Source organism: Halobellus limi (assembly GCF_004799685.1).
Taxonomy (GTDB): domain Archaea; phylum Halobacteriota; class Halobacteria; order Halobacteriales; family Haloferacaceae; genus Haloquadratum; species Haloquadratum limi.
Genome location: NZ_CP031311.1, coordinates 2200818 through 2218940, shown reverse-complemented (window position 1 = coordinate 2218940; position 18123 = coordinate 2200818). Strand labels below are relative to the sequence as shown.

26 protein-coding genes and 1 tRNA gene are annotated in these 18123 nt (G+C 53.5%); 6 read left to right on the top strand and 21 right to left on the bottom strand.

Annotation, left to right across the window (positions count from 1 at the left end; genetic code table 11):
* Positions 1–129: 129 nt before the first annotated feature.
* From DV707_RS10925 to DV707_RS10880, 10 genes are all read right to left on the bottom strand, one after another.
* On the bottom strand, positions 130–723 hold the full coding sequence (locus DV707_RS10925) for a 5' nucleotidase, NT5C type (RefSeq protein WP_103991669.1): 594 nt from the start codon (positions 721–723) through the stop codon (positions 130–132).
* The gene (locus DV707_RS10920) at positions 723–1103 is read right to left on the bottom strand and encodes a hypothetical protein (protein ID WP_103991670.1); all 381 of its coding nucleotides are present in this window, start codon (positions 1101–1103) and stop codon (positions 723–725) included. The genes DV707_RS10925 and DV707_RS10920 overlap by 1 nt, the downstream gene beginning before the upstream one ends.
* 472 nt (positions 1104–1575) lie before the next feature.
* Entirely contained in the window at positions 1576–1854 is a 279-nt protein-coding gene (locus tag DV707_RS10915) for a hypothetical protein (protein WP_103991672.1), read from the bottom strand.
* An 8-nt stretch (positions 1855–1862) separates the two neighbouring features.
* A complete protein-coding gene (locus DV707_RS10910) occupies positions 1863–2375 on the bottom strand; it encodes a hypothetical protein (protein ID WP_103991673.1) in 513 nt (170 codons plus the stop codon).
* Between the two features lie 28 nt (positions 2376–2403).
* Entirely contained in the window at positions 2404–3582 is a 1179-nt protein-coding gene (locus DV707_RS10905; protein ID WP_136361868.1) for an ArsR family transcriptional regulator, read from the bottom strand.
* A 63-nt stretch (positions 3583–3645) separates the two neighbouring features.
* Positions 3646–4842, bottom strand: a complete 1197-nt coding sequence (locus tag DV707_RS10900) for a hypothetical protein (protein ID WP_136361867.1) — start codon at positions 4840–4842, stop codon at positions 3646–3648.
* A gap of 4 nt (positions 4843–4846) precedes the next feature.
* Entirely contained in the window at positions 4847–6313 is a 1467-nt protein-coding gene (locus DV707_RS10895; protein ID WP_103991676.1) for a hypothetical protein, read from the bottom strand.
* Positions 6314–6529, bottom strand: coding sequence for a hypothetical protein (locus DV707_RS10890; RefSeq protein ID WP_103991677.1), 216 nt, complete (start codon positions 6527–6529; stop codon positions 6314–6316).
* 491 nt (positions 6530–7020) lie between these two features.
* Positions 7021–7093, bottom strand: a tRNA-Asn gene (locus DV707_RS10885).
* 39 nt (positions 7094–7132) lie between these two features.
* Entirely contained in the window at positions 7133–8095 is a 963-nt protein-coding gene (locus DV707_RS10880) for a hypothetical protein (protein WP_136361866.1), read from the bottom strand.
* 337 nt (positions 8096–8432) lie between these two features.
* Here DV707_RS10880 and DV707_RS10875 point away from each other — a divergent pair, with 337 nt between their 5' ends.
* Positions 8433–9035: a hypothetical protein gene (locus DV707_RS10875; RefSeq protein WP_103991679.1), complete on the top strand. Its 603-nt coding sequence runs from the start codon at positions 8433–8435 to the stop codon at positions 9033–9035.
* Here DV707_RS10875 and DV707_RS10870 read toward each other — a convergent pair.
* A complete protein-coding gene (locus DV707_RS10870; RefSeq protein WP_136361865.1) occupies positions 9016–9498 on the bottom strand; it encodes an LAGLIDADG family homing endonuclease in 483 nt (160 codons plus the stop codon). The genes DV707_RS10875 and DV707_RS10870 overlap by 20 nt on opposite strands.
* 427 nt (positions 9499–9925) lie before the next feature.
* Here DV707_RS10870 and DV707_RS10865 point away from each other — a divergent pair, with 427 nt between their 5' ends.
* The 5 genes from DV707_RS10865 (at position 9926) to DV707_RS10845 (ending at position 12510) form a co-directional block, all read left to right on the top strand.
* Positions 9926–10411: a hypothetical protein gene (locus DV707_RS10865; RefSeq protein ID WP_103991681.1), complete on the top strand. Its 486-nt coding sequence runs from the start codon at positions 9926–9928 to the stop codon at positions 10409–10411.
* A complete protein-coding gene (locus DV707_RS10860) occupies positions 10404–10850 on the top strand; it encodes an ERCC4 domain-containing protein (RefSeq protein ID WP_103991682.1) in 447 nt (148 codons plus the stop codon). Before DV707_RS10865 ends, DV707_RS10860 begins: the two co-directional genes overlap by 8 nt.
* 146 nt (positions 10851–10996) lie before the next feature.
* Complete coding sequence (locus DV707_RS10855) at positions 10997–11512, top strand: hypothetical protein (RefSeq protein ID WP_136361864.1); 516 nt, start codon at positions 10997–10999, stop codon at positions 11510–11512.
* Positions 11513–11677: 165 nt separating this feature from the next.
* Positions 11678–11941: a hypothetical protein gene (locus DV707_RS10850; protein WP_136361863.1), complete on the top strand. Its 264-nt coding sequence runs from the start codon at positions 11678–11680 to the stop codon at positions 11939–11941.
* A gap of 83 nt (positions 11942–12024) precedes the next feature.
* The gene (locus DV707_RS10845) at positions 12025–12510 is read left to right on the top strand and encodes a hypothetical protein (RefSeq protein ID WP_136361862.1); all 486 of its coding nucleotides are present in this window, start codon (positions 12025–12027) and stop codon (positions 12508–12510) included.
* Positions 12511–12666: 156 nt separating this feature from the next.
* On the opposite strand, the gene DV707_RS10840 is transcribed toward DV707_RS10845, so the two are convergent.
* The 10 genes from DV707_RS10840 to DV707_RS10805 form a co-directional block, all read right to left on the bottom strand.
* A complete protein-coding gene (locus tag DV707_RS10840; protein WP_103991684.1) occupies positions 12667–12954 on the bottom strand; it encodes a hypothetical protein in 288 nt (95 codons plus the stop codon).
* Positions 12955–13086: 132 nt separating this feature from the next.
* A complete protein-coding gene (locus tag DV707_RS10835) occupies positions 13087–13275 on the bottom strand; it encodes a hypothetical protein (protein WP_103991685.1) in 189 nt (62 codons plus the stop codon).
* Positions 13276–13700: 425 nt separating this feature from the next.
* Positions 13701–14084, bottom strand: a complete 384-nt coding sequence (locus DV707_RS10830) for a hypothetical protein (protein WP_136361861.1) — start codon at positions 14082–14084, stop codon at positions 13701–13703.
* 223 nt (positions 14085–14307) lie between these two features.
* Complete coding sequence (locus DV707_RS10825; protein WP_103991687.1) at positions 14308–14946, bottom strand: hypothetical protein; 639 nt, start codon at positions 14944–14946, stop codon at positions 14308–14310.
* A complete protein-coding gene (locus tag DV707_RS18470) occupies positions 14939–15091 on the bottom strand; it encodes a hypothetical protein (RefSeq protein WP_160113925.1) in 153 nt (50 codons plus the stop codon). Before DV707_RS18470 ends, DV707_RS10825 begins: the two co-directional genes overlap by 8 nt.
* Before the next feature lie 120 nt (positions 15092–15211).
* Positions 15212–16216: a hypothetical protein gene (locus tag DV707_RS10820; protein WP_103991688.1), complete on the bottom strand. Its 1005-nt coding sequence runs from the start codon at positions 16214–16216 to the stop codon at positions 15212–15214.
* Positions 16217–16286: 70 nt separating this feature from the next.
* Positions 16287–16565: a hypothetical protein gene (locus tag DV707_RS10815; RefSeq protein ID WP_103991689.1), complete on the bottom strand. Its 279-nt coding sequence runs from the start codon at positions 16563–16565 to the stop codon at positions 16287–16289.
* A 73-nt stretch (positions 16566–16638) separates the two neighbouring features.
* Positions 16639–16788 carry a hypothetical protein gene (locus DV707_RS18465; RefSeq protein WP_160113926.1) on the bottom strand — a complete coding sequence of 50 codons (150 nt, stop codon included), beginning with the start codon at positions 16786–16788 and terminating at the stop codon, positions 16639–16641.
* On the bottom strand, positions 16785–17471 hold the full coding sequence (locus DV707_RS10810; protein ID WP_136361860.1) for a hypothetical protein: 687 nt from the start codon (positions 17469–17471) through the stop codon (positions 16785–16787). Before DV707_RS10810 ends, DV707_RS18465 begins: the two co-directional genes overlap by 4 nt.
* A 156-nt stretch (positions 17472–17627) precedes the next feature.
* A complete protein-coding gene (locus DV707_RS10805; RefSeq protein ID WP_103991691.1) occupies positions 17628–17963 on the bottom strand; it encodes a hypothetical protein in 336 nt (111 codons plus the stop codon).
* Positions 17964–18123: the final 160 nt, after the last annotated feature.

The following is an 18123-nucleotide window of genomic DNA, read 5'->3' as shown; positions in this document are numbered from 1 at the left end:
CACGTCGAACAGTATTTTCCTCGGTAGCCGCTGCCCGTCCGAACACGGGTTCGACACCCGTTAGTCACGCACTCTCGAACCCGCCCTTGTCGTCGTAGTTGTTTGAACGCCGTTTTCTTGTGGCTCATATCAACAATCACCGTTTCCGTCGTCAGCAAGAGCTAACTCATTCTCTTCGTCGTCAACGAGGTGTGGTAGAACGTCCGCGAGCTTGTGAATCCGTACGTACTCACCGACCGCTTCTCGGTTGTATCGGTGGTCACGAACGAAAACACGGGCGTCGGGGTTCCACCTGTTCACTCTCTCAGGCAAGTACGGCTTGTCGTCAACATACACGTCGTAATCGAGAAACGCCTTCGTCGTATCCGGCCCGACGACCACGAACTTCTCGTAGGGAATCCCGTGGTGTTGAAGCCACTGCTCCTTCCCCTCGGCGACTCCCATATGATCGGGCTGAGAAGTCACAATGTGGATCTCGTGATCCTCTGCGAGCCTCCGAACCGTCTCCACGACCGACTCGTCCATCACCGGTACCTCAAGCGGACGCAGCGTCCACGCGTGCCACATCCCCGAGAGGTACCGCGCCGCGCCGAACGTCTCAAGGCCCCACTCCCACGACTCCACATTCTCGTAGGTCAGCCCGGCCGCGTCGTCACCGATCAGCTCAAACGCGACGACGCCGGTAGCCGCCAGCGTGCTGTCGTGATCAAGTGCAATCTTCATTACTTTGCACCGATCCCCACCCGGTTTGGATCGGTCATTTCTCTATCTTCCATATCCCGAATGTTCGCCGCTGCCATAGCAGCGTACACGCTCTCGTCTTCAGGTGAATCCGCGAGCGCCTCAAACGTCAGCGACTCGCTCAGGAACGTTCCGTTAAATTCCCGAGCGAACTTGTCCATCCGCCGGGTGAACAGCCCGAACGCAATAATGTCTTCAGGCGTCTCAAGGACGATCGGCTCGCCCCGCGCCAGCAGGTGAATGATGTGTCCAATCGCCCGCCAACTGCTTCCATAGTCAGTCGTTTTCGACTCGTATGTCTCAGCACTCAACCGGAGAATCTCAGCAACATCAGCACCGCAGTCAATTTCAGTAGTAGCCATTGTCAAGTTAGTTCGTTCATTCGCTCGTCGTGAAACTCGATCATCTCAGAAAACTTCACGAAGCCTGTAGTCCCCGCAGGAACCCACGCGGACTCGGCCGAGCGTTTGCAGTATATACAGGGAGTTACGTCGGCGAACGCCGGGAACGGTTCTCGAAACACCATCTCGCACTCCGGACAGTAATACCGCTCAGTCCAATCAATCATTAGTAGAATCTCGCACTCTCAACTCGTGGTATCACCCTGTGGCGACCGGAAGACCACAATTCCAAGCCAAATTACCAAGCCCGCCGCGTTTGACAGCGCCGATAACAGAAACCCGAGATCGGCGTAGACAATCGTAAAGGCGAACAGGCAAGCCACAACCGGAACACTGTGTGTGAGCGGGACAGACGATTCAGCATTGAACAACGTCGTCGCCGCTGAGGTATTCATCACCCACCCACACAGAGCTACTATTAGATCCGCCGGAATCAACGCAACTCCGTCAGCGGAATCAGCGACTCCTCTTCGCGTTGGGTCAGTCGACGATATAGCGTGTTGACCAGCACCATTAGATCGATCAGACCCTCGGCGCGCTCACCCTCGCCCTCAGCCGTTAGCTCTTCAACCGCGTGTTCGAGAGCACGCGTCGTATCCACCGACCACGATTTGATCTCGTCCATCGAATCGTGTAGCTGGTAGACCGTTGCCGCGATCTCTTCTACCGTGTACGTCTCCTCTGTAGAGTCAGAATTAGATTCAGATACCATAGAACAGCTCACTCCATATCTTCGCGGGACCCGTTACCCGCATTACCCGGACGGTAGCTGTGCTGTGGAATGTGGTCAATCGCAGGGAATCCCTTTTGACCATCATCAACGCTGCCTCTCGTCTGAGTGAAATACCGGTCGTCCGTCGTAGCCTCAACACGCGAGCCGGTCAGAATCATCCCACAGCGAGGGCACACGTCGTCACCAACTTCGTCGACGTAGCCTTTGTGGATCGTCCCCGTCTCATCGAAGCACTCCGGACAACTCTTAGTCACGAACCGCGTTCGCTTGAGGATACATCCGGTCTTGCTATGTAGGCCCGCCGTCGCCTCAAATTGAAGCGTAAACTCGGGAAGCACCACCAGCAAATCGAGGGAGTCGTCGAATACCTCTGCCCACCCGTCTCCCAACTCGTGAGTCGACGGATCAACAGGGATTTTCTCAACTCGCTTCTCGTCCGGTACATCCCACACGAGATAGTACCGCCCGACAGATACGGGGTAGTCGTAGTCACTACGCATACCCGTCCGAGGAACCTTGCCCATCGACTTACTCCCGCGAGCCGCCGAGTTGGGGTTCAACCATCGCGAAATGAACCGGCGTCAACATCTCTACCGGCTGCCGATCAGACACAATGTGGAACATCGACGACGGCTCAGAGTAGACTCCGATCGAATCCTCATAATCGCCTGAAGGAGTGATCGACCCACCCATAATCACCGGGACACCGTTGATCGGTTCGAGCTTGACTTCGTGGTAATGGCCCCGATACGCCACGTCGAACTTGTGACGGTTCAGCCACAGGCCCCACTTGCTCTTCGACGACGTAGTTCCAATATGGGGGAGTTGTCCGTCGCCGTGACGCAGGTGTCCGCGCCACTTTCCGCCCCGCATCAAGAAGTTCGTAAACTCCGTTGATTCGTTCCGAATGAATTTCACGTTATCCATCGGGCAAACCCGGACGAGCCGGTCGAGAAACCCGAAGACGATCGTGTCAGCGTTGAAGGCTTCACTCGTATTCTTCGCCCGGATCTCGCCGTGATTGCCCGGCTGACATACCACCTGCACTGACGGAAAGGCGGACGAGCAAGACAGAATCACCTCATACAGTAATTCAACTGCCGTATCGATCTGCTGGTCAGCCGTCGCACACACCTCGTAGGCGTGGTTTTCGTAGATCCCCTCGCCATCAACCGTGTCGCCACCGAGGAGAATGTGAATCGTATCGAAGCGGTACCCCGCCACCTCCATCTTCTCCTTGAAGGCGAATAGCTCCGAGAGCGTCTCTCGAACACGCGAGACGGCAATATCGAGATTAAACGTCTCAACACCAAACTCGTCGTGGTTTAGCTGTCCAATGTGGAGATCAGTAAAATGAACCACCATATCGTAGCTGCCGGGCCTGTACGCAAGTCCCCCGTCGGGCACCGCAGGCTCAGTCTCCGCAAGTATCGTGTTGATTCTCGTCTTCAGATCGAACAGGTGATCATTGACCCGCCGGGTCGCCTCTCCTTTCGATCCCGTCGGAACCATATTGATATTCGTCGGGTGAGCGTCAACAGGAATGTACAGCCCATCCCGGTTCACAATCTCGTAACCACGTTCTTCAATCGAAGACAGGTGGTCACGAACCGTGCTCTCAGTTATATCCAAATCTTCAGCAACTTCAGAAACGGTCGCAGGAAGACAGTTCAGCACCTCTTGTTGTCGAATACTAAGTCCGTTCATTAGGTAGGTCCGCAGGTCCGCACAGTCCGCAAAATCCGCAATATCTCGTTGTACCGCAGGTAGTCAGGGAAGGAACTCGGGGGATCGAGATTTCAACTTCCGAAGGCTAACCGGATAGTCAGCACCCCAAGCAAGGATCTCCGCAATTCGGCTGCGTGTAAACTGCTTGTCGTAGCGTGGAATACCCTCGAAGTAGCGCAGAATAAGATCCACCGGGACACGGTGGAGCACTAATTCGATGATAACCGCAAATTCAAAGAAATGCGATTGATCGCCGTGGTCAAATGCGTCTTTCCGCTCTCGGTATTCCCACATACCGGGTCTTCGGGATAATATCTGTTCAACAGAATTAGTCACTCCGTGGAACGTAATCGATTCATCAGCGTTCCGTTCGTACTCACTCAACGTTGTCGGCGCTCTCTCAAACACGAACGTTCTGGCACCAACAGAAGCAGACGAACGTTCAGCCGCCTGATCAACACACGCGCTCAGGCGAGTCGACGTGGTACTGCTCGGAACCCGGAGTGCCTCGTCGGGAAGTGGGCGAGGGGATTGAGTCAGCCGGATGTACTCGCCCGGCGTTAATCCCACCAACTCCTCGGGCGACACAGCCACACAGTATCTCGACTCACCGAAATTCCGGGTCGCCTTCTCGTGAACAGTGTTCGGAAGCCGTGTCAGCCGTCCTAAGTCCGACGAATCAACGTCAAGATACTCGTCGACAGAATATCCAAGCACTGTCTCAAGATCCTCAATGTATTCCGAGACGAACGTTCGCAATCCCATCTTGTAATCATCTTGAGATCCAAGATCGGGTCGCAGCGGCGGAAAGTCGAGAAACATATGCACGCCCTTGTGTCCCGATAAGGAGAACCGAACGTACTGCTCCTTTCCGGCTGCGATCAACGCCTCAGCTACGTCGCTTAAGATAGCGAGCAACGGCTTCATATCGGCATACCACGCGAGGAGATCCGCGTCTTCAGGTCCACTCGGTCGTCCGTAGGCACCGTCCGACGGAATGTCCCAATCGAAGAATAGCGTGTCAATATGCGGAATTTCCTCGCTCTTCGTATGTCCGCGTGGGAAGCTGTACACAGAGACATACCCCGGCCCAAATCCACTGATCGGAACCAGCGTATCAATTATTTTCTCTGCGTCATTCGCCCATACCTGCTTTCGAGAACACCGTCTCGGGTAGGTCGAACACCACGTAGAAAGCGCGTCATCAATATCTGAATCCGGTTTCTGTACACTCACCATCATCTTAGGTCAACGTCCCTTGTGCTTTCGTCCCGGTCGATTCGGCCGCCAAGGACCCGTCATTCTTCTCCTCTTCTGAATCGCCTGAATCCGAACTACCCCACATCGGGGTACTCAGCGCCTCATCAAGCTCTTTCGTCGCATCCGCAAGCTCACCATCGAACGAGCTATCCTCGCGGATTACAACCGACTCACCCGTGATCGGGTGGATCGAAGTCGGATTCTGACAGAAGCGCCGAACGTACTCCTCAGCCGTCTCCTCGTCAAGCGCAGCACGAGCGTTCTCGATCCCTGCTTCGATCACCTCGTTCCAATCAAGAGACGTAGAGTGATCGATCTGTGCGGCGAACATTCCTGTGTAGTACGTGTTCGGCGTCGTACTCGGATCTTCATTCACGAACCCGTTATCACACAGGCTGTCAAGTCGTCGAGCAACGTCACGAGTGCTGATATTCAGCCCCGCCCCGCTGTCCGGGTCTGCGAGAAGCTGGCGAATCTCAGCCTTCGAGAACGCAGACTTGCGCTCTCGAAGCAGCGTGATAATCGCCACATCCTCTTTCGAGACGTTCAGCGACGACATAATCATCTTCTCGCCGAAGATTTTCATAGCGAGCCACACGTCTTCCGGGGCGACCACGAGGACCGGCTTTCCGTCCGAATCGAAGAACTTGATCCGCTCCTCGTTGTTGATCAGCGCCATACTGTGAATGAATCGCTTGAGCTTCCCGAAATCGCGGCGAGCCTCCGGGAACAACGTCGGGAGAACCTTATTCCGCGTCATCTCCGGAGAAAGCGGATTTAGGAACGACCCACCCTGTGCGTCAAAGGTCGACGCAAAGCGCATAATCCGAGCCGAATACTCCCGAACCTCCTGTGCTCGGCTCTCGTCCAACTCAGGCTCATACAGCCCGGCGTCGTCGAGTGCCTCTCGTTCAAGGATTTTCTCAGTAAGCCCCTGCGAAGCGTCCGTGAACAGTTGCACTGAACGGTTCTTGATCTCGGCATAGTCAGCAACGTTGAATTTCTCGTTGTCAGTCGCCGCGACCATAATGTCCGTCCGCCCCGGATTCAGGAGCTTGTTCTTCACATCTTCGACCGTCACGTCCGTCACCGTGTGATCAGCGGGCTTTCGGTCCCCAATGGCCTTCGCAATCCCCTCGTGCGCTTCGGGAAGCTCAGTCAGATCGGGCCAAATGTGAATCGGGTGAGCGTTCCACCGCGCCTCATCGTAGAATAATGCGACTGGCGAGGTAGACGTGCTCACCTCGTAGAACAATTCCTTCGGGTACGCTTTCTGAACCGTCTCTAAGAGGTTAGTCTTCCCCGTCGAAGACATACCCATCAAGAGGACCAAGCCGCCGTTAGGGAGCAACGTGTACAGACTGAGGGCAAGTTCCTCCTCGCCCACAATCCCCGAATCCTTGAGATACAGAAGAACCTCGTGTAGTGACGGAGTATCCTTCTCCCCCATTTACTCCTCAGTTTTTAGCTCAGTGAGAACCTCAGCAAGTCGCCGTTCGACGTTTGCACGAGACTCCCAAAATGCCTCTTCGACCGCCTGCTCGATCTCGTCGGGAGAGTCACTCCCATCAAACTCAAGCGTGACCGTCTCGTGAACCTCCACGGGTTCAAATCTGTCCGCCTGTACCTTCCGGCTGTACCCTGTCGTTTTCGTGATTTTCACCATATCAGACCACTCTCTTTCTCTCTTTGCGGCCCCCAACGGGCCAAACTACGCAGCGGAATCGAACCGCCGAAATCCAATCGTAGCAAATCCTCGTCGGTAATCAGAAAGGTGGGCGAGTCAGGCCCACCAGCAGCCAAATGAGTCAGAACAAATCAAATCCCCTACAGTCAAAGGGGAAACTCAGGAGCGGGAGTTGAACCCGCGACGTATCAGGATTATCCCCGACGTGAGAATCAGACACTCGCTCTCTTCGGGCGAGCCGCGTAAGCCACACTCGCTTCCCTGAGTTGGTTTCGCTGTCCCCTTTCGGGTGAACAACTACTCCCCCAAATCAGCCCCTTACGGGGCACGCTGTGGTCGGGAGTCGGACCCGACGAACACCACACACAGCGACCGCCGTGGCTCTCAAAAATAGAGAGGTCCGCAAAAAGGAATATAGATTGAAGTCGAACCACGGCTACCAGACAGCAGAACGCGGCACACAGGCCGCACGTCTCGGAGAGGACTCGAACCTCTGATCTCCTCGTTAACAGCGAGGCGCATTACCAACTCTGCTACCGAGACAAACCGAAACCGAACACCAGCGAAATAGGGAGAGAGTAGCTATCCGAGAATCGCGTCGACGACGGCGGACTCACCACCGAAGGCGTCAACCGCATCCTCAGACAGATCGTGACCCGCCGCGTTCACCAGCGAGGTGAGCTGTGCGAGAATCTGATCCTCGTCGTCAACCTGAAGGTCGATCATCGTGGTCACAAACTCGTCAACAGCGGCGGAGGACGGCTCCTCAGCGGGTGCCTCTGCAACAACGTCCGTCGCACCGCCGTCGGTCGCAGGGATCGCAGCCTCTTGACCGACAACCACGTCAATCTCGTCGTCCGAGACGCCCGGCAAGAAGGTTTGTCCGTAGCCCTCCTTGATAATCACTTCGCCAGACTCCATATCGATCACTTGCGGCATTTGGAACGGGTTTCCGCGTCCGTCCTGCGGCTCCTGAAGGTACTTGATGTAGATAACTTCGCGGCCCTCAAGCTCTGGTCGCAGCGTGACCTCCGAGTTGAGCCAGTTGTAAATGTCGTCCGTGCTCAGGACCATCTCGTCGGGGTTCGATGCCAGCGTCTTGACGAGCGCCCGCGAGAATCCCTTTGGCTTCACCGAACCGCCCTCGAACGTAATCATATCTCCAATCTCGTACTCCTCGCCGCTCGGCTCCTCCCCATCAGGGACAAGCCGGGCTGCGACAAGCGAGTACGTGTTCACGCCCTGCGGGTGTCGGAAGTCGTACTCCTCGGGAGCGTCCGCAGCAGTGTAGCCCTCCGGAAGATCATTCTCAAACTCAGTCCATCCGAATACCTTGAGGTAGCCAGAGTCAACCTCGCGCATCAGAACGCCCTCAACGAGCACTGCATCGTCGAGAAGCAGCCCGACGCTCTCGCCGTAGTCACCACCAGCGTACACCAGCCGAGAAAGCCGCCCGCGAATCGCCACGTTCGCGTCTGTCTTGACCACTGCGCTGTCTTTTTCGTTGCCGTTACCACTGTTTCCGAACTTGTTTCCGTAGGACATTTTGCTATATTTCTTTGTTGTCGTCCGCAGAGAAATCAGAGAGATAGAAACCACTCAACCGGTGGCGTAACACAGGTAGATGCGGCGCACATAGCCGCAAGCAGCGTACCGGAATCGAACCGGCAACTCACGCTATACCAATCGCTGCTCCGAATAGAATTTTAGAAATTACAAGGACTCCGGGGCGTCGTTGTGACTACCCTTTCTCCTCACTAATTAGAGGTGCTGAGAGTTTATAACCTTGCCGCTAATTCAGTGACTACCTCGGTGGGTTCTCATCCGTTGATGCATAAAATTAACCGCAACAGATATGCAGTTTTGCAGCGAATGAGAGCCTATGGCAGAATACGAGAGAGTCTCAACATCTCTTGAAGAGATCAAGAAGTGTCCCTACTGTGGAGAGGAACACTTCGCCCGCTCTCTCTACGGGCACGTTGCCTTTTCCGCCGATGACGACCACGGCCCACGAGGGTCCGTTCCCGACGGCTTCCGCGTCTCTGAAACCGAGACGGTCGGGGTCAAACCGATCAGTAAGCGTGTTCGGGGAAGGTCTGATGAAGTGTACCGCTGTAAGCACTGTGGGGGCGACTTCAAAGGCAAAGCGGGATTGGAAACCCACCTCGGTATGCTCAAAGGCGACTCTCAGCACCCCGAGAGCGCCACTGCTGACACTGCCGGGATTTGGGTTCCGCAGAAGGTCGCTGATCCCGAACCTGATACCGAAGATGCCGCCGCTGCCTTCCAAGCGCATATGGGTAGCCTGTCTGATCACGGCGAAAAGGGGGCGGCAGAGGGGGTCCCGGTCGCCGTTCTTGAGGATCTCCTTGACGAGTACCGCCAACGCGAACAGCAGGGCGCGGGGTTCGTCACCGCCGCTCGGATGTTAGACGAGTTGCTTGAAGAATATCGAGATGGGCAGATCAGGCTGACTCCTCTTTAAACTCCTCAATGAAGTAGTCCTGCGTGTATTTTCGATTGGACATATTCACCGACGGCATTTGCTCAACGTATCCCATCAACTCGATCAGGCCGTCTTCGGATGTATGCTCACCCGCCTCAATCCGGGGGATGATCTCTTCAGCGAGTATCTCCACGTCGAGCGCCTTTGTTCGGACAAATGGTCGAAGCGTCTCGATCAAGAGCTTCAAATCATCGATCTTTCCGACGGTCAGCGACGACTCGCCTTCAACCGACACCTCAACACCCTGATCTTCCGCCCAATTCGCAAAGTCGACTAATGCCTCCTGCTGGCGGTGATTCATCTTGAAAAATGCCGCGAACGCGTAGCCAGATTTGTAATTGGTGTCCTTGTGTACCTGTACCGAGAACGATCCGGCACCGTCGACCAAACCGGCCATATATGCTTTCACCAATTCTTCTACACTGTACTTTCTGTCATCCATAATCTGATCCATCGGGGGTATCATTTTTAGTTGTGTTGGGACTCTCACCGGCAACGTTATCTCCTCTAACCGTGTCTAATTAGTGAAGAGAAGTAAGCGGGTTATAGCTTCTCAAGCGTTGTACCGTCCATTTGAGTGTGTATTCTAATGTGTGTTAGATAGATCAATCTCATCAATATGATGTTCCCACTAAGAGGTACTATCTGATCTTAGTGGTAGAATCTCTACTTCTAACATTGTCGTAGTAAAATCTCTACTCCTACCATTGTAGTGGTTACATTACCTCCTTGCTGTCCACTTTCCGATTAACCTCTACTACTTCTATCATAGAGAGGTAGAATCTCTACTTCTAACATCCTATCTTATACATTATATCTATGTCTCACCTTGTCACGGTTCTCTCTCGCCCTCTCTTCTGTGATTCTCTATGTTCGACGAAAACGAAGAAGAGCCAACGATTACCCCCGATGGGGATAATGCTACGAAATTTCACCCGGACGAAGCTCACGAATCCGCGCAGAGCCACTACCGGGTTCTCGCCCGATACAACTCGGGTATCTACACTCGTGGTCGCACCGACCAAGAAAAGATCCGCCGCATCGACAACCTCGCGGTTTTCGACGCGATTGCGGGCCAGCTTGAACTAACCGATTGGCAGAAGCGATACGGCCGCTCCGTGGTCGATAATCTCAATCTTCGAGAGATCGGGCACCCTGTTGAGGCCGTCGTCTTCGCCGTCTGTGCACTGACCGTTCGCCGTGACCGGCGCTACTACAATCCCGACCGCTCAGACGAGAACAATGACTCTGAATTTCTCAGGCTCAAGGCCGAACTTGATCTGAGCGACAAAAAGATTCGATCGCTGATTCATCGGCTGATCCCGCTGTTCCCGGAGTGGGTCAACAATGAATGATCCGCTCGTCATTGTCGTAGACACTCGGGAGCAGACCCCGTGGAAATTTGATGGATACCCCGTCCGGGTTAAACGAGCGAAATTGGATACCGGCGACTACTCTGTTCACGGGTTTGAGGATATATTTGCTATTGAACGGAAATCACTCGACGATCTCGTGAACACAACCGTCAACGGTCGCGACCGATTCCAAGACGAGCTGATCCGAGGGAATAAGCTCGCCGAATTTGACGTGTATATCGAATCCTCAAAGGCCGATCTGAAAGCCGGGAACTACTACTCCCAAGCGCATCCCAACTCGATCATTGGGTCAATCAACGCGTGGGAGCGGACCCATAGTGCTGATTTCTACTTTACCGGGAGCCGGGACGCCGCCGAAGCACGGGCGTACAGCCAACTGTTCGCGTGGTCGAACAAGTATTCTCACCTGTTTGTCTGATCGTCAGTATATTCGCCCTGTATCTCTGAGAATCGTTCAAGACAGAATCTATATCGATTGATATTAATAGTATTTCTCGCCACATCGAATGCACCCGATCGTTTTTTGATGATATGCACTTTACGAACATAGGGGATATCCTATCTATGCAGTTAGACTACATCGGTGTGGGTTTACTCGGTATGGCTCTCGGCATAATAGGGAAGACGATTTTGAAAAGACTCTCGAATGATTTGTACGATGCCATTTCAGATGTGTTTTCTGAAAAGAGATTATCGGATGAGGAATTACTCTACCGAACCCGAGAAATTCAACGCGATATCCGACATTTAATCCAAGACTTTGAACCCGAGAGTGTAGATCTGGATGTCGCGTTAATGTTGGATGATCGATCCAAACAAGAAAACTACAAGGAACACATCCGACAAACAGAGGAAGAAGAAAAACAAAGGAAAGCGTTATCTAACGAATACAAGAGAGATTTTGGGAGTGACGTTGAATTGATAATAAGCGAGTATAAGATTCGGGGATATGACGTAGAAACTCTCGAACGCTATCACCGAAACCCCGTGAATCCGATTAGTATGAGATTGGTAACGAACGAATTGGACCAGTTGAAAGCTTCTCTCGAACGAGATACCGATCCGTCTACCTCACCATAGAAGATGATGCTGACTCCTAAGCCGACGCCCCTCTTCTAAGCTGAGAGGTATTTCCATAAGCAAACGCGCTCTGATGGTTGATTCACCAAAAGAAAAGAGGAATCAATAGTAACGAACCACTCAGTACAGGTAAATGATTAACTGGTGAGAAAAATAGGATAAGATATGGACATTAGCACGGTGTGGAATTTTATCACAAATATGATTGCTCCAACAAGAGTCCACTATCTCGTTTTAATTGTCTACGTTATTGCATTAACATCACTAATCGAAACAGGGACAGTCACACAGTCTGCAATAATGGAGTTAACTGGATGGGTGTTTGTCCTGTTGTTCTTTTTGGGGCCAATCCAGAATTTTGCCTCCGGAGAATCTTCCAAGGATACTGATAGCGAAAATGAAACAAGTGACTCAACGGGTACTGAATAAGATTTTCACCCACCGATTAGCTCTAAATGAGCTAGCAGTGAGGCACAAACACTTAGTCGATCTTAGGATATGAAGGGGTAAAGATGAATCAAATTTTACTCACTGGCTCGGTGGTCTTGGCCTCGTTTCTTGGTGGTTTATTTGCTGTCTTGATTGGTCAGTTTCTCACCTATTACAGAGAGCAGAAACAGAGCATCGAAGAGCTACACCTGAAAATCAAAGCCGTTCGTAATCTTGAATCATATAATACTCCCTACTCGCCCGCCGATGAAGATCTGAATCAATTGGTTGATGACTTACAGAGACTTTTTCTTGAAAACGAATGGTGGATGGACCCCGAAATGAAACATAATGTTTCTGGTGTGATTCGGTCTATCCAACACATATTACGCAATCGAAAAAATATCCGAAGAGGAAGTAAGGAACTGGATTCTAACATAGGTCCCGATGAGCTTCTTGATTACCGCAAAGATGCGGATCGCTTGAACGAATATATTGAGGAACAAACGGATCAACTTGAACGTGTACCAATGAGACGGTTTATTCCCCGCTATCTTGGATACCATTGAAGATGAGCGGTGGATTTGCGATTTTTCTGGACTTCTATAGCTTCTTAGTCTATCGAAATATCAAGTGGTTCGGAAGATACACAAGCAGAGTTCAAGGGTGATTCGGCTGTGCGATCGTGAAATAAACACCGTGGCAACTCTTCTTTGATACCCTGACTACTTTCCATACGCTCTCGGAGACGGACACCCCCACTTGTTCTGAGCCATAAACTGCTCTGCAATCACGATAGATTTGAGGCTCCCATCCTTCCCGAGATTGCCTTTCACAAGGTACGAGTCGGTCCCGTAGACCGAGGTGAAAAGAACGCGGTAGTGCCCCCGCTGCTCATCGAGATCGGCTATCACTCGGTACGGGCTGTCCTTATATTGGTACTTGACAAACCCCGGGTAGTCGGCTACCTTATGCCACCCTCCAAGGTACTCGTCAGGAACACCGGACCACATTACTCCTCTCGCATAACCCACGTCAGCGCGTCGATCATCCCTTGATGCTTGTGCCGAAGACGATCTGCCTCCGGGCCGATCCCGTAGTCTGTGTATCCCCACAACTCGTCTATTCGATCCTGAATTACCACTTTACTCTTCATTCTCCATCATCACCTGCTGAATCGACTGTCGCTTGTTTCGCTCAGTCACGGCCGGATCTTTGAACATATCCGTCTCGCCGTTCACCCACCGAACGACTGTTGGAATGAACAGATCCGCCCAATCTGTGTACGCTAACACGTCGTAGTGAACGCCCTCCTCAATGTCGGATCGTTGCATCGGGTGAAGACCAGCCCGTTTTGCGTTCGTTACTCGCCCCGCTATGCTCACCTCACACCCGGTTTCCTCTGAATCAGTCATTTCTCTCACCGAACCCCGCCGGAAAGCCGGAATCGCTCGCCAAGCAGGGGAAGCTCGTTCTCTTTCGGTTCTCGAACCACTCCAAGAATATCGTCGGGTGAGACGTACACGCCCTTGTCTCCCGACTGAATGTGAATCCGCTTCGAGCCAACTGATCTGATCGTTCCGTCAGCCACGTTGCTGTCGTACTCAAATCGGACAAGTAAACCCGGTCGCAGTTCTATTTTCTTAGTCATAGACTTCCCCGCAGTGCTCGCACCGGCTTGCCCACTTGCTCATCTCCTGCGCGCAGGTCGCACACAGCACAGGCTCCTCGTAGTCGTCGTCTTCGTTCTCAGGGTGTTTCACAGTCCAACCTCGAAATACGCGCTTCCGAAGCCCTCGTTATCACCGGGGAAGAACCCAAGCTCCCACGGGAGATCGTACCAGTCGTTATCGTACTCCGGGGGATGCCAATATGATCCTCGCGAAACCCGGTAGCTCACCGGAAACTCAAGCTCTCCGCCGAAGACAACTCCCCATCCTCGTTCCGTATCTATGATCGTCTCGACGAAATCATACTTGTCGCGTAGATCGTAGATATACGGGAGATCATCAGCCTCCCCACCGTCGGGGATCATCGTCTTGTACTCGTCACTTTTCATTACTTCCGGAGCGAGATTGAAGGCCATATCAGCCAGCGTTTCGAGCGGAATTTCTACCGTCTCACTCTCTCTTTCACATTCCATTTCAAACACTCTCTCCCCACAATGGGGACACGCCGTCGGGGAATCGAACCCCTGAAAATACCACTCAGCGTTACCGAGTCCGCTGCTCTGCGTTCGCTAAAAACTCAGCCAGCACCTTTGCGCTCTCCTCAACCATACGCCGGTCGTAATCAGACAGCAGCCCGCTCTCGTTCAACCGCGTTGCCTCTCCGATAACCAGTTGTAGTGACTCTCTGTAGTGCATTTATCTCTCTCTGTTCAACCAATCGCACACGTCCTCAGGGTTGTATGAGATCAGCTCGTCGACGTTCTCAAGGAACGCTTCTTCCGGGAAGTCGTGATTGTACGCATACGCTGACGGAGTGTAGGACTCAACCAACTTCTCCGCTTCATTGAACGCCATAAGCTCGCCCGACGTATCCCGCTTGAACAGAAAGCCGTCAATCTCGAAGCTCGCCGGGGAAACCTGAAATCCGTCGAACAGTGCGAACACCTCCGGGTACTCCCGCCACAGCGAAAGGATCTCAGAGATTGCAGGCTGAAGGTCTGTCACGACACAGGCATACGCAAGCTCTCGAAGCGTCGAGCGCGGATCTGAAAGGTGAAGATACATCTCAACATCGTCTTCGGTCGCGTCTGAGAAGTGAGCTACAAGCCCCCAAAATGCGGGGTAATTGTACGTCAACTCGTCATAGCACTCAACCGAGTAGTGAATCCGATCAAACACCTCCTCCTCAAGCTCCTCAACGTCGCCAGACCACCGACGCCGCCCGTCCGGGCGATACGACAGATTCTCGATCGTCTCACGGATCTCGTCGTATGCCCGACCCTTGATGTATCTGTGATAGTCGCTCTGCGTCTGAATGGTAGGCACGTCACTCATTGTCTCGCTCCATTAGAAGGCCGTATTTCGTTCCCGCCCGCCGTCGACGACGCAGCGCCGCTTTCTTCTCCTCGCTCGCTTTCCGCCCCGCCGCTTCAATCTCCACAAGCTGTTCCGCACTCAGACTCTCTTTTACTGTCGTCATTTTCACTCTCCGTACTATAGACACACACCAATCAGCGCCACTCGCAGCACGACAAGAAGCGCCGCGAACGCCAGAGAAAATGAGATCCCGACGGCAACCTCTCGGGAATACAGCGCCACCTTAGAACCCCGCGTACGCCGGAGCCGCCCGAGCGTCTAAGAATCCCTCAAGCATATCCACGTCGTCCGGGTGAGCATAGATCGAGATCGACAGCGAGCAAACGTTAGTCGTCTTCCCGAACTTGACGACGACCGGATAATCAAGCTCGCCGTTTTCGTGACCCTCTCCCCGAGTCAGCGAATTGATCCGCTCCGAGAGATCCGAGCGTTCCATCGAGGAGTGCCAGCCGCCCGCAACGCTGACGTATCCCACGTCGTCCAAGTTCCGGCTGACAACCGCCCGGACAAGATCATCATATTCGCCGGTCGATTCGTGCCAACTCTCAGAAATCACGCCGTCAAGGTGATTGTATTGGACTTTGCCAGCGTGACCGACCACAGAAATATTATCCGAATATTCCCACATCGAATCTCGGTGAACAAGCTCAAACGGCGGATCTCGCGCGTCGTCGTCGTCAGCCCAAAACAGGTAATCGCCGTCGACAAACTCGAACGCGTCTTCGTAGTACGAATGTCCGAAATCGTCGATCCACGTAAAGCGGTCCTTCCCCTTCGGAATCAGCCAAAACACGTCGTCGCCGCCGCTATCGCGAACGCTAAACGCCTCATCAAGCCGATCCATCCATTCACGGGGATTCTCAACCGCCTCAACGACCCGCTTCGGGATCTCGATCTCATCAAGTTGGAACCCGAGCGGCGCGAAATCCATAGCCTCTCGAAGCGATAGCTCGCACTCGCCGACAAACCACGCCGTCGGTCCCACGTCGATGAGTAGATCAAATTCGTGTGGGTATTCCGCGAGATTGACCGACTCGATCTTACCGACTTCGAGATCCGCAGCCAGATAATTGAGATACCGCAGCGGTCGCGCGTCGTCGTCGTCAGCGATTAGCTCAACCGCGTCAGCCCGCGACAGCCCGAAAACCTCTCTCGCCGCCCGGCGCAGCCCGAGAATTTCGTCGTCAATCGCTCCACCATCAAATCGGAGTTGCTTGGTTTCAGACATTATACACTCTCTCCCCACAGTGGGGAAACCCGCCCCCGGAGTTGAACCGAGGATTACCTACCCGACGGGGTTACTGCTCAACCGCTGCCATTTCTGACAGCAGTGTCTCATTCCGACCACCAAGCTCGTACGCGACAGCAGCCAGATCACGCTTTAGACCGTCGTACGACTCAGCGGTGAACGTCCGACCCTCCTTCTCAGCGCGCCACGACTCACGCCGCAGCCCGCTCCGAATATTGAACACGTCGCTCAAGCTCAATTGAAGCTCAACGTTTCCAACGCTCAACGTTGCATATTTGGGCGTCTCAATCTGTGCGTCGTCACTGCTTACGGCTGCATTTACAGACATTCTACACTCTCCCCGGATAATCCGGGAGTCCCTACCCTAACGGTGAGATTAGGTTACGAAATTTCGCAGGGAATTACCGATTCAGCGACAGATCAAACGTCATATCCGACTCAATCCACGCCGTCGCCTCTCGCCCCGTCTCAGCCAGCAGAAACGTGTGTTTGAACCCATCGAACAACTCGTACTCGTGGACCTCTCCCGGAACGTGGAATATCTCAGTCATAGCACAGCCTCAAATTCTACACCACAATCCTCGCAGTAGCCCGACGCCCGGCACACCGTCATACCGATCTTCGGTGATTCAAACTCAACTGTATGCGTGTGCTCGCACTCCTCGCGGTACTCATAGACCGCTTCAACCGCTGCTTCAATAGCGTCCTGCTCAGCCCAAAACAGCTCTTCGTCGATCAACTCGCGGGCCTTTTCGCTGTCGATCGTCCGGTTTTCGTTCGCAGGGTGCGGGTACTCGCCCGGCTCTCCCTCAATGATAGCGACAAGCTCAGACGGCGTAAACGGCACCGTCGTATCGATCTCGACGTAATTGAATCGAATGTCGTCGTTGTCGAACCCGACGAAAACCTCTCCTCTTATTCGAGTCCCGCCACCGGTCGCATTACGAATTTCGAGCGATTCGCGCCGTCCCGGTCCCCACGGGCCAGACTCCCACGCAGGGGAATACAGCCATTTCTCCATACCCGCAACCTTCCCCTTCCGATCGAACGTTTTGAAACCGACATACGGGAATGGTGCGTGAACGTCGCGGGGATTCATCGTAATATCTCGAAGCCCCCACCGATTCAACCGAACCATACGCTCGAAATCAGGGCTGTTCATATGCACCCTGTAGCTGTAGTTCCGACCGTTCGGCGTTCCCCACTCAGTCTCCGGGTAGTCGTGTCTCGTCATTTTTCTCTCTCAATTTTAGGCCGCAAGCTCATCCGGGCTGTACTCAAGGCCGCGAGATCCGCAGATCAATCCGCAGATTGCACACCGAGATTGGTAGCCAAAAGACGGTTCGCCGCAGTTTTCGCAGATGTATCTGTTTTGCACTTGTCTATTTCCTTAGATGATAAGCGTCCCTTCCGGGAGGATATTCGTGTCAAGCCGTCGGAGGCACACACCGCAAGAGCCACCGGGATATTCAAACTCGTCAAATCCGGAGATTACACCAACGCCGAAGCCTCGACCGTCCGTGATCGTTCGGCCGTCGTCGTCGTAGGCCGGAAAATGATCCATCTTGTACGTGTCGCCGTCGGCCGTCGTTACGTCGATCTCCGCCGCACACGCAGGGCAATACGTCTCTCCATCGTACGCATATCCCGCACAGCGCCCCGGCACAATTCCACCGTCAATTCCGTACGTTCGCCGCGTCGTCTCCGCTCTCTCAATTTCAGACATTACAAACACTCTCTCCCCAACGAAGGGGAAGCTCGTACCCCGGAATCGAACCGGGGATAATCTACCAAGAACGAGCGGACGGGAGGAACCCCAAAACTATGTCTTACCGACCTATCTTTTCGGTCGGAAACGTCGCTGGGGAATCGAACCCCGGCTACTC